This is a genomic window from Salinarimonas sp., from assembly GCF_046292825.1.
In the GTDB taxonomy this organism is placed as follows: domain Bacteria; phylum Pseudomonadota; class Alphaproteobacteria; order Rhizobiales; family Beijerinckiaceae; genus Salinarimonas.
This window is the reverse complement of record NZ_JBKBQG010000016.1, coordinates 77,066-83,482: the sequence shown is the minus strand read 5'-3', so window position 1 is coordinate 83,482 and position 6,417 is coordinate 77,066. Positions and strand designations below refer to the sequence as shown.

The following is a 6,417-nucleotide window of genomic DNA, read 5'->3' as shown; positions in this document are numbered from 1 at the left end:
CCCCCCCTGGGGGGGGGTAGGCGCGCCCCCCCCCCCCCGGGTGGGGGGGGGTGGACTTGCGAGGCGAAGCCGAGAAAGGCCGGGTGGGGCCCGGGTGGTGGATTTGCTTCGAACGTCGGGCCCCACCCGACCCCTGTCGCTGCGCTCCAGGGGCCACCCTCCCCTACGGGGAGGGATTCGCGACGCCCATCCCTCCCCGTAGGGGAGGGTGGACTTTCGAGCGAAGCGAGAAAGGCCGGGTGGGGCACGTGTGGTGATTGTGCTTCGAACGTCGGGCCCCACCCGACCTCGTTCGCTCCCGCTCCGAGGCCACCCTCCCCTACGGGAAGGGATTCCCTCACAACCGCCGCAGCAGCACTTCTTCGATGCGGTGGCTCGCGCCCTTCTTCAGGATGAGGCTCGCGCGCTGGCGGGTGGGGACGATGTTGTCGCGCAGATTGGGGAGGTTGATGCGGTTCCACAAGCCGTCGGCGATCCCCATCGCCTCCGCCTCGTCGATCTCGGCATAGCGGCGGAAATAGGAGAGCGGATCGCGGAAGGCCGTGTGGCGCAGGCGCAGGAAGCGGTTGACGTACCAGCGGTGCAGGTCGTCCTCGTCGGCGTCGAGATAGATCGAGAAGTCGAAGAAATCCGACACGAACGGGATCGCCGTGCCGTCCTTCGGCAGGCGCGCCGGCTGGAGCACGTTGAGCCCCTCGACGATGAGGATGTCGGGCCGGTCGACCGTCACGGTCTCGCCGGGCACGACGTCGTAGACGAGGTGCGAATAGAGCGGCGCCGTCACGTCGCGGCGCCCGGCCTTGATCTCGGAGAGAAATCGCAGGAGCCCTGCCGTGTCGTAGCTCTCGGGAAAGCCCTTGCGCTCCATCAGCCCGAGCCGGGTGAGCTCGCGGTTCGGCAGGAGGAACCCGTCCGTCGTGACGAGATCGACCTTGGGCGTGTTCGGCCAGCGCGCCAGCAGCGCCTTGAGCACGCGCGCCGTCGTCGACTTGCCGACCGCGACCGAGCCCGCCACCCCGATGATGTAGGGCACCTTGGTCTCGTTCTCGGCCATGAGGAAGCGCTGCGTCGCCTTGAACAGCCCTTGCGTCGCCGCGACGTAGAGGGACAACAGGCGCGAGAGCGGCAGGTAGATCGCGATCACCTCGTCGAGCGAGATCGGATCGTTGAGCGATTGCAGCCGGTCGACCTCGTCGGCGGACAGCGTCAGCGGCGTGTCCGCGCGCAGATGGGCCCATTCGTCCCGGCCGAAGCGGCGATAGGGGGAGACCTCGGGGGGCATCTCGGGCGCGAGCGCGCCGGGAACGGCCTGGACGAGGGGATCGGGAACGCGGTTCGTCACGAATTCTCTCCGCCGGTCGTGCTCGCGTCGCTGCGAACGCCATCGGCTCCCCGTGCCGCCTTCTCGGCGAGCCCGGACGTGCCCTGGCGCTTGTCGAGCTCCGCCATCACCTCGGCGAGCGGCACGCCGCGCGCCAAGAGCACCACGAGGAGGTGGTATAGCACGTCGGCCGCCTCCGACACGAGCGCCGCGCGATCGCCGAGCGCCGCCGCGATCGCCGCCTCGACCGCCTCCTCCCCGAGCTTCTTGCCCGCCCGCGAGGGATCGGCGATCAGCCGTGCGGTGTAGGACGTCTCGGGAGACGCTTCGGCCCTCTCGGCGAGGGCGGCCTCGAGATCGGGGAGGGTGAGCGGGGCCATGCCGGTCCTCACGCGTCGAGCCGCACGGGGATGCCAGCGGCCGCCATCGCCGCCTTGGCCTCGCCGATCGTGTGCTCGCCGAAATGGAAGATCGAGGCGGCCAGCACCGCGCTCGCATGGCCGTCGCGCACGCCCGCGACCATGTGCTCGAGGCTGCCGACGCCGCCCGACGCGATCACCGGCACCGACACCGCATCCGCGATCGCGCGCATGAGGGCGATGTCGTAGCCGGATTTGGTGCCGTCGCGGTCCATCGAGGTGACGAGCAATTCGCCCGCCCCGAGCGCGACGACCTCGCGGGCGTAATCCACCGCGTCGAGCCCCGTGGGCTTGCGGCCGCCATGGGTGAAGATCTCCCAGCGCGGCGGCTCGCCCTCCCCCGAGACGCGCTTGGCGTCGATCGCGACGACGATGCATTGGGCGCCGAATTTCTCCGAGGCGCGACGCACGAAATCGCGGTCCGCCACCGCGGCGGTGTTGATCGAGACCTTGTCGGCGCCGGCCAAGAGCAGCGCGCGGATGTCCTCCACCGTACGCACGCCCCCGCCGACGGTGAGCGGCATGAAGCAGGCCTCGGCCGTGCGGGTGACGACGTCGAGCAGGATGCCACGGTCCTCGTGGCTCGCGGTGATGTCGAGGAAGCAGAGCTCGTCCGCGCCCGCGGCGTCGTAGGCGACGGCGCTCTCGACGGGATCGCCCGCATCGCGCAGGTCGACGAACTGGACGCCCTTGACGACGCGGCCGTCCTTGACGTCGAGGCAGGGAATGACGCGGATCTTCAACATCGGCACGGGCTCGCGAGCGGTTCGCTGCCGCGAATGCGCGGCACGTCCTTTCAAGCGAGCCCGGCGCGGGGCGTCAAGCGGAGGATGGCGCGCGCGCCCTCAGACGTTCGCCTGAATCCAGCGCTGCAGGTCGCCCTTGGGGGCGGCGCCGACCTTCTGGCCGGCGAGCTCGCCGTTCTTGAAGATCATCAGGGTGGGGATCGAGCGGATGCCGAGCTGGCCGGCGACGCCCGGATTCTCGTCGACGTTCACCTTGGCGATCGTGACCTTGCCCGCCATCTCGCCGGCGATCTCCTCGAGCGCCGGGCCGATCATCCGGCACGGGCCGCACCACTCGGCCCAGAAATCGACGACCACGGGCTTGTCGGACTTGAGCACGTCCGCCTCGAAGCTCTGATCGGTCACCTTCACCGTCGCCATATCGGTCTTCCTCTTCCGGGCGCGCGACACGCGGCGCCTCCTGTCCGTCCGCGCCAAGGTAGGGAGCGGGCGCGCGCCGATCAAGCGCAGCGCGTCCCCATCCGGGAGGGGCGTTCGTCGGAGGCTCTCGTTTCGAATGGGAAAGGAGCGAGCGCGGCGGCGCGGTCCCCGACCGCCCGCGCGTCCGCACGGCAGGATCGCAGCGCAGGCTCCCCGCACCTTGCATCGCGACAATCGTCGTGAAACTGTCACGTCACAAATCCTCTGCGGGAGATCAACCCGCATCGCGAACAGGGAGAACGCGACCCATGCGCAAGCTCGCTCCGTCCGCCGTCTCGAGCGCCGTCCTCGCGGCCACGATCGGCCTCGCCGCCTTCGCCGGCGAGGCGCGGGCCGATTATTACGAGGGCCGGACGATCCGCATCGTGATCCCCTTCTCCGCCGGCGGCGGCACGGACACGTTCGGGCGGCTCATCGCGCAGCATCTCGGCCGGCACGTCCCCGGCAATCCGACCGTGATCGCCGAGAACGTCACGGGCGCGGGCGGGCTCCTGGGCTCGAACGAGTTCGCCGAGCGGGTCGAGCGCGACGGCACCACGCTGCTCACCGCCTCGGGCCACCTCAACCTGCGCGCCTTCCTCGGCCTCGAGGGCCTGCGGCTCGATCTCGACGAGCTCACCCCCGTCGTCGCCGCCCCGATGGGCCACGTCACCGCGATCAACACTCAGACGACGGGCATCACGGATCCTGCCGAGATCCTGACCTATGGCGGCCGCATCACCAAGGGGATCACCGATCCCGTGGGCCTCGTCGAATCGATCGTGGCGCTCGAGATGTTCGGCATCGACTATCGCGACGTGCCCGGCTTCGGCGGGCGCGGCGACACCCGCATCGCCTTCGAGCGCGGCGAGCTCGTGATCAACACGCAGGCGACGCCGGCCTTCAACGCCCGCGTCCAGCCGATGATCGACGAGGGCAACGCCATCGCCGCCTGGGCGACCGGCTTCATCGACGCGGAGGGCAACCCGGTCCGCGATCCGGCGGCGCCCGACATCGTCACGGCGCCCGAGCTCTACCAGCAGATCCACGGGCGCATGCCCGAGGGGCCGGCCTGGGAGGCCTACAAGGTCGTCGCCAACCTCGTCCAGAACACGCGCGGCACGATCTGGGTGCATTCGGACGCGCCCGAGGAGGCGCGCGAGGCCCTGCGCACCGGCGTCGACGCCATGGTGCAGGACGAGGCCTTCATCGCCGACGCGGAGGCCATTCTCGAGGGCTACGAGATCATCTCCGGCGCGGGCCTCGACCAGATCAAGCGCGAGCTCGACGAGGCGCCGGAGGAGGTCGTGACCTGGCTCCAGGACATGCTGACCGAGCGCTTCGGCGTCGCCTTCGCGCGCTGAGCCGCGCGAGACCACCCTTCGAAGCCGCGCCTCGATCGGGCGCGGCTTCGTTCGTCGCCGCCCCTCCTTCGCCCGACCAGGTGACATCCGCCGATGTGGGACGCGCTCGTCAACGGGTTGTTCATCCTCCTCGATCCGTTCCGCATGGCGATGCTGTTCGCCGGCGTCGTCATCGGCATCGTGGTCGGCATCCTGCCGGGCTTGGGCGGGCTCATGGGCATGGCGCTCGTCCTGCCCTTCCTGTTCGGCATGGATTCGTATGCGGGCATCGCGATGCTGATCGGCATCGCCGCCGCCGTGCCCTCCGCCGACACCTTCCCCTCGGTGCTGATGGGCATTCCGGGCTCGTCGGGATCGCAGGCGACGATCATGGACGGCTATCCGCTCGCGCGAAAAGGCCAGGCGGCGCGCGCGCTCTCGGCCGCCTTCACGGCATCGCTGATCGGCGGCCTCATCGGCGCGCTGGCGCTGACCGCGCTCGTCCCCTTCGCGCGCCCGCTGGTGCTCGCCTTCGGCACGCCGGAATTGTTCATGCTGACCGTGCTCGGCCTCTCGATGGTGGGCGTGCTCAGCGGCAACAGACCGCTTCTCGGCATCATCGGGGCCGTCGCGGGGCTGATCATCGGCACGGTCGGCGGGGCGCCGGTCGCGCCGGAATACCGCTTCGTCTTCGGCGAACTCTATCTCTACGACGGCTTCTCCCTCGTCATCGTCGCGCTCGGCCTGTTCGCGCTGCCGGAGGTGATCGACCTCCTGGCGAAAGGCGGCGCCATCGCCCAGCGCGGATCGGGGCTCGGCGGGGGCTGGGGCGAGGGCCTGCGCGACACGATGCGTCACAAATGGCTCGTCGTGCGCCATTCGCTCTTCGGCGTGATCATCGGCGCCATTCCGGGCATGGGCTCCTCGATCATCGACTGGCTGAATTACGGCTACGTCGTCCAGACCGCGAAGGACCGCTCGCAATTCGGCAAGGGCGACATCCGCGGCGTCATCGCGCCCGAGAGCGCCAACAATGCCCGCGAGGGCGGGGTGCTGATGCCGACCCTGCTCTTCGGCGTGCCGGGCTCGAGCGCGATGGCGCTCTTCCTGGGCGCGCTGCTCATCTTCGGCATCCAGCCCGGGCCGGCCCTCCTGCGCGACGATCTCGACCTCGTCTTCGTGATCATCTGGTCGCTCGCGATCGGCAACGTGATGGGGACCCTGCTCTGCCTCGCGCTCAGCCGCCCGATCGCGAAGCTCACCTTCGTGCCCTTCTACCTGATCGCGCCGATCGTGCTGTGCATCGTCGTGCTCGGCGCCTACCAGGAGACGCGCCATTGGGGCGATCTCCTCACCCTGTTCGGCTTCGGCGTGCTCGGCTGGATCATGAAGCGCATCGAGATGCCGCGCCCGCCGCTCCTCATCGGCTTCATCCTGTCGGGTCTCGCCGAACGCTACCTGTGGATGTCGTACAATCTCTATGATTGGGAATGGCTCGCCCGCCCCGGCGTGATCGCGATCGGCGTGCTCTGCCTCGTCCTCGTCGTCGGCGGCTCGCTGATGAAGGCGCGCGCGGCCCGCGGCGGCGGCGCGAGGGCGACGGACGAGGAGGGCGTGCGATGAGCGCGAGAGACGGGATCGACCCGAGCCCCTGGTTCCGAACGGGCCTCGTCCTCGTGCTGCTCGCGATGTTCTCCTACGTGGTGTTCGCGGCGGGCGGCTTCCGGCTCGGCGCGCGGCTCTTCCCGCAATATGTCGGCACGGCCGGCATCGTCCTGTGCCTCCTCGAGCTCGCACGCCAGGCGCTCACGCGCGGCCGCGCCGCCCTGCGCCGGGGCGAGGAGCCGTCGACGGCGGATCTGACGGTGGAGGCGGACGAGCAGACGCTCGCCGGCTGGGGGCGGGCGGGCAAGCTCTTCGTCTGGATCGCCCTCTATTACGCGCTCATCTTCCTCGTCGGCTTCACGCTCGCGACGATCGTCTTCGTGCCCGCGCTCCTCACGATCCGCTTTCGGGCGGGGATCGGGGCGAGCGCGGCGATCGTGGTGGGCCTCGTCGCCCTGATCTTCGCGCTCCAGACCTTCCTGCGCCTGCGCGTGCCGACGGGGATCCTGCCCGTGCCGTTCTGA

At 69.9% G+C, this 6,417-nt stretch carries 7 protein-coding genes; 3 read left to right on the top strand and 4 right to left on the bottom strand.

All coding sequences use genetic code 11. The features are described 5' to 3' along the window. Positions 1 to 337: 337 nt before the first annotated feature. From coaA to trxA, 4 genes are all read right to left on the bottom strand, one after another. Complete coding sequence (gene coaA, locus ACK4UM_RS10195) at positions 338 to 1,282, bottom strand: type I pantothenate kinase (RefSeq protein WP_409798406.1); 945 nt, start codon at positions 1,280 to 1,282, stop codon at positions 338 to 340. Between the two features lie 56 nt (positions 1,283 to 1,338). After that, positions 1,339 to 1,701 carry a phosphoribosyl-ATP diphosphatase gene (locus ACK4UM_RS10190; RefSeq protein ID WP_409798402.1) on the bottom strand — a complete coding sequence of 121 codons (363 nt, stop codon included), beginning with the start codon at positions 1,699 to 1,701 and terminating at the stop codon, positions 1,339 to 1,341. An 8-nt stretch (positions 1,702 to 1,709) separates the two neighbouring features. After that, complete coding sequence (gene hisF / locus ACK4UM_RS10185; protein WP_409798400.1) at positions 1,710 to 2,486, bottom strand: imidazole glycerol phosphate synthase subunit HisF; 777 nt, start codon at positions 2,484 to 2,486, stop codon at positions 1,710 to 1,712. A gap of 99 nt (positions 2,487 to 2,585) precedes the next feature. Beyond that, entirely contained in the window at positions 2,586 to 2,906 is a 321-nt protein-coding gene (gene trxA, locus ACK4UM_RS10180) for a thioredoxin TrxA (protein ID WP_409798398.1), read from the bottom strand. A gap of 308 nt (positions 2,907 to 3,214) precedes the next feature. Here trxA and ACK4UM_RS10175 point away from each other — a divergent pair, with 308 nt between their 5' ends. From ACK4UM_RS10175 to ACK4UM_RS10165, 3 genes are all read left to right on the top strand, one after another. After that, positions 3,215 to 4,309, top strand: a complete 1,095-nt coding sequence (locus tag ACK4UM_RS10175; RefSeq protein WP_409798396.1) for a Bug family tripartite tricarboxylate transporter substrate binding protein — start codon at positions 3,215 to 3,217, stop codon at positions 4,307 to 4,309. Between the two features lie 93 nt (positions 4,310 to 4,402). Beyond that, on the top strand, positions 4,403 to 5,911 hold the full coding sequence (locus ACK4UM_RS10170) for a tripartite tricarboxylate transporter permease (RefSeq protein WP_409798394.1): 1,509 nt from the start codon (positions 4,403 to 4,405) through the stop codon (positions 5,909 to 5,911). Beyond that, positions 5,908 to 6,417, top strand: coding sequence for a tripartite tricarboxylate transporter TctB family protein (locus ACK4UM_RS10165; RefSeq protein WP_409798392.1), 510 nt, complete (start codon positions 5,908 to 5,910; stop codon positions 6,415 to 6,417). Before ACK4UM_RS10170 ends, ACK4UM_RS10165 begins: the two co-directional genes overlap by 4 nt.